Here is a 3,885-nt window from a genome sequence, read left to right on the forward strand (position 1 = left end):
CAATAGAACAAGCCATCGCCCCCGGTGCCCTTCAGCGCCTCTTGGCTGCAGCCGCCGCGCGAGGCGTGCGAGGAATTCCAGGATTTGGCGGCTGCAGAATCGTCGAGGCCCGTGCGATCATGATGGCCCATCATCGCGGCGCCTTCCGCCCCGCTCATCGTCCAGTCGCCGCAGGTCTGGTCGGCGATCTTGGTGCCGTCGGGCTTGGAGCCGGTCAGCACGTCGTGGCGGTTCGGCGTGTCACCGCGGCCGTTGACCACTTCGCCTTTCTCGTTGAGCGCCGTCTGCTTGGTGATGCCGTTGGCATCGCTGTGCAACGAGGCGACGTCGTCAGCGATCTTGACGCCCTTGGCGTTCACCCACGGCCCCTTGCCGATACGGTCGCGGGCGTCGGTGTCGCTGGTCGACAGATAGGCGGCCCAACTCTTGCCGGTGACGCCGGCGGCTTCCGCCAGCGATGCGCAATGCGCGTCAGCACCCTTGAGGCCGCCGAGGTCGGCACCCTTGCCGGAACCGACACTGGTGACGAAGAAGCTCATCTTGGCATCTTGCGAGTAAGCGGCGCCCGCGGCTGCGATCAGGATGGCCGCGGTGGCGAGAAGCAGTTTGCGCATGGTGGTTCCTCCGGTTTGGGCTTCGACTACGTCGAAGAAACGTTTCCGGAGGCCTGTTTAATCCCTACGCATGTCGCTTAAAAGTGCGCAGCGGTTTTTGGGAAACCGACATGCGTCAAAAAAAAGGCTCAACTTTTATTCCGGCTGCCTATAGGCGACGAAGCGATTGTGCTTGGCCTGGAAGATCAATCCGGTCTCTTTCAGGTCCGGGCTGGCCAGCGGCACGATGCGTTTGGCGATCTCGGAGGGATGCGGCAACGTCTCGGGATCTTCGCCCGGCACTGCCTGGGCCCGCATGGCGGTGCGGGTGGCGCCGGGGTCAGCGGCGTTCACCCTGAGCGGCAGGCTCTGCGTCTCATGCGCCCAGGAGCGCATCATCGTCTCCACCGCGGCCTTGGATGCCGCGTAGGGTGCCCAGAAGGCGCGCGCCGAGTGCGCGGCGTTGGAAGACAGGATGATCGCGCGGCCAGCATCGGAGAGCCGCAGCAGAGGGTCGACCGAGCGGATCAGCCGCCAGGTCGAGGTGACGTTGATGGTCATCACCTTCTCGAAGGTTTTTGCTTCGACATGACCGATCGGCGAGATGACGCCGAGCACGCCGGCATTGGCGACGAGAATGTCGAGCTTGCCCCAGCGTTCGTGGATGGCGCCGCCCAGGCGGTCGATGCCGGCCATGTCGGCGAGGTCGAGCGGCACCAGTGTCGCCTGGCCGCCGGCCGCCTTGATCTGGTCGTCGAGCTCTTCCAGCCCGCCGACAGTACGAGCCACCGCAATGACATGCGCGCCGGCGGCAGCCAATTCCTTGGCAATGAAATAGCCGATGCCGCGCGAGGCGCCGGTGACGACCGCAACGCGGCCGGAAAGGTCGAGGGTCATGCGATGGATTCCGGGAATTGACTAACGCTGATGGCGGTCCGGCCTACGTCCCGCTTGTCGCCAGCAGCGACAGCGTGCGCACATTGTCGTGGCCTTCGAAGTCGAGCAGGCGGGTCGGGTACTGGCCGGTGAAGCAGGCATCGCAGAATTGCGGCTGGTCGTTGTCGCGGCTGGCCTCGCCGACCGCGCGGTAGAGCCCGTCAATGGTGAGGAAGCCAAGCGAATCGACGCGAATGAACTCGGCCATCTCCTCGATCGACATGCGCGACGCCAGGAGCTTCGATTTCTCCGGCGTGTCGACACCGTAGAAGCAGGAGGCGCGTGTCGGCGGTGAGGCGATGCGCATATGCACCTCCTTGGCGCCGGCGTCGCGCACCATCTGCACGATCTTCTGGCTGGTGGTGCCGCGCACGATGCTGTCGTCGACCAGAACCACGCGCTTGCCTTCGATCATGCGCCGGTTGGCATTGTGCTTCAGCTTGACGCCCATATGGCGGATCGAATCGCCCGGCTGGATGAAGGTGCGGCCGACATAATGATTGCGGATGATGCCGAGCTCGAAGGGAATGCCGGCCGCCTGGCTGAAGCCGATCGCCGCCGGCGTGCCCGAATCCGGCACCGGCACGACGATGTCGGCCTCGACCGGGCTTTCGACCGCCAGCTCGGCGCCGATACGCTTGCGCACCTCATAGACGTTGCGGCCTTCGACCGAGGAATCCGGCCGCGCGAAATAGACATATTCGAAGATGCAGAAGCGGGTCTTCTGCGGCTCGAAGGGGAACAGGCTCTCGATGCCCTTGGACGTGACGACGACCATCTCGCCGGGCTTCAGGTCGCGCACGAAACGCGCACCGATGATGTCGAGCGCGCAGGTTTCAGAGGCCAGGATCCAGGCGCCGTCGAGATCGCCCAGCACCAGCGGCCGGATGCCGAGCGGATCGCGGCAGCCGATCATCTTCTTGGCCGTCATCGCCACCAGGGAGAAAGCGCCCTCGACCTGCCGCACCGCATCGATGAAACGCGAGTTCAAATCGCGCTCCTTGCTGGTGGCGACGAGGTGCAAAAGCGTCTCGGTATCGGAGGTGGAGGAGAAGATCGCGCCTTGCTTCTGCAGCGCGCGCTGCACGGTCATGGCGTTGGTCAGATTGCCGTTGTGGGCGACGGCGAAACCGCCATCGGCCAATTCGGCGAAAAAGGGCTGGATGTTGCGCATGCCGGCGCCGCCCGTGGTGGCGTAGCGCGTATGGCCAATGGCGCGGTTGCCTTGCAGGCTGTCGATGACGCGCTGCTTGGTGAAGGTGTCGCCGATCAGGCCGACATGGCGTTCGACATGGAACTGGCTGCCGTCATAGGAAACGATGCCGGCCGCTTCCTGGCCGCGATGCTGCAGCGCATGCAGGCCCAATGTAACGATGGCCGCAGCGTCCTGCCGGCCGAAAATGCCGAACACACCGCATTCGTCGTGGAAATGGTCGTCGGCCTCGGCGGAAAGCACGTCGTCTGCGTCTGCCATCTTAAGCTCCGCTAAAATCGCCATATAATGCGGGTTCGCGCCGAAAGCAACGCGGGCCGTGCAGTCGTTCACACCATCGTCAGATCCTGACGCCGTTTTTCGGCGTCAGTTTGCCGGTGCCGCCGGTGCCGGAGCGGCCGGGGCGTTGTTCGCCGGTGGTGTTGCGTCATTGTCGTCAGGCGCCGGCGTGTTGGTATCGTCGCCGCCCGCCGGAGCATCCGCCGCCGGTGCGTCCGGAGCAGCTGGCGTCTCGGCGGCCGGCTGATTCGGATTGAGCTTCTTGAGGATCGCGTTTTCCGGATCCTCGGGCAGCAGGCTTTCGAGCTTGGCGCCGATTTGTTCGAGCAGCGGCCGCGACTTGGCCTCGGTGACCCAGGCTGGTGCCTTGGCGCCGGCCAGCCAGTTGAAGAACAGCAGGGCGACGGCAACGACCAGGATGCCGCGCGCGGCGCCGTAAAGGAAACCGAGCGTACGATCGAGCGCGCCGATCCGGGAATCGATGATCCAGTCGGCGAGCTTCATGGTGATGACCGAGACGACGATCAGCGCGATGATGAAAACCACGCCGGCGGCGGCCGCCATGGCGACCTTTTCATTCTCGATGTAGGGAGCGAGGTAAGGCACGACCGGCTTGTAGAAGAAGAACGCCGCCGCTGCCGCCGCGGCCCAGGAGACGACGGACAGGACTTCGCGCGAGAAGCCGCGAACCATGGCGAGCATCGCCGAAACCAGAGTGAAGCCGACGAGAATTCCGTCAAGCAGCGTAATCGGCATGTCTTTCGCCCCACTCCATGAGCCGCATTATAGCGCCGAACATCGGGCTCTGGGTCCGATGCTCTAGTCTTCTTCGTCCACGCGGCTTCGGCGTGAGCCGGCTATGCG

The 3,885-nt window shown here is 64.5% G+C and carries 4 protein-coding genes; all 4 read right to left on the reverse strand.

Annotation, left to right across the window (positions count from 1 at the left end; translation table 11 throughout):
• Window positions 1-614, reverse strand: a 614-nt coding sequence (locus EN994_RS21540) for a hypothetical protein (RefSeq protein WP_127307795.1), incomplete at its 3' end; no start/stop codon positions are given.
• Window positions 615-749: 135 nt separating this feature from the next.
• Window positions 750-1,490: an SDR family NAD(P)-dependent oxidoreductase gene (locus tag EN994_RS21545; RefSeq protein ID WP_013532529.1), complete on the reverse strand. Its 741-nt coding sequence runs from the start codon at window positions 1,488-1,490 to the stop codon at window positions 750-752.
• 43 nt (window positions 1,491-1,533) lie between these two features.
• Window positions 1,534-3,003 carry an amidophosphoribosyltransferase gene (gene purF, locus EN994_RS21550; protein ID WP_013532528.1) on the reverse strand — a complete coding sequence of 490 codons (1,470 nt, stop codon included), beginning with the start codon at window positions 3,001-3,003 and terminating at the stop codon, window positions 1,534-1,536.
• Window positions 3,004-3,108: 105 nt separating this feature from the next.
• Window positions 3,109-3,777, reverse strand: coding sequence for a CvpA family protein (locus EN994_RS21555; RefSeq protein ID WP_013532527.1), 669 nt, complete (start codon window positions 3,775-3,777; stop codon window positions 3,109-3,111).
• Window positions 3,778-3,885: the final 108 nt, after the last annotated feature.

This window comes from Mesorhizobium sp. M7A.F.Ca.CA.002.09.1.1 (assembly GCF_003998555.1).
In the GTDB taxonomy this organism is placed as follows: domain Bacteria; phylum Pseudomonadota; class Alphaproteobacteria; order Rhizobiales; family Rhizobiaceae; genus Mesorhizobium; species Mesorhizobium ciceri.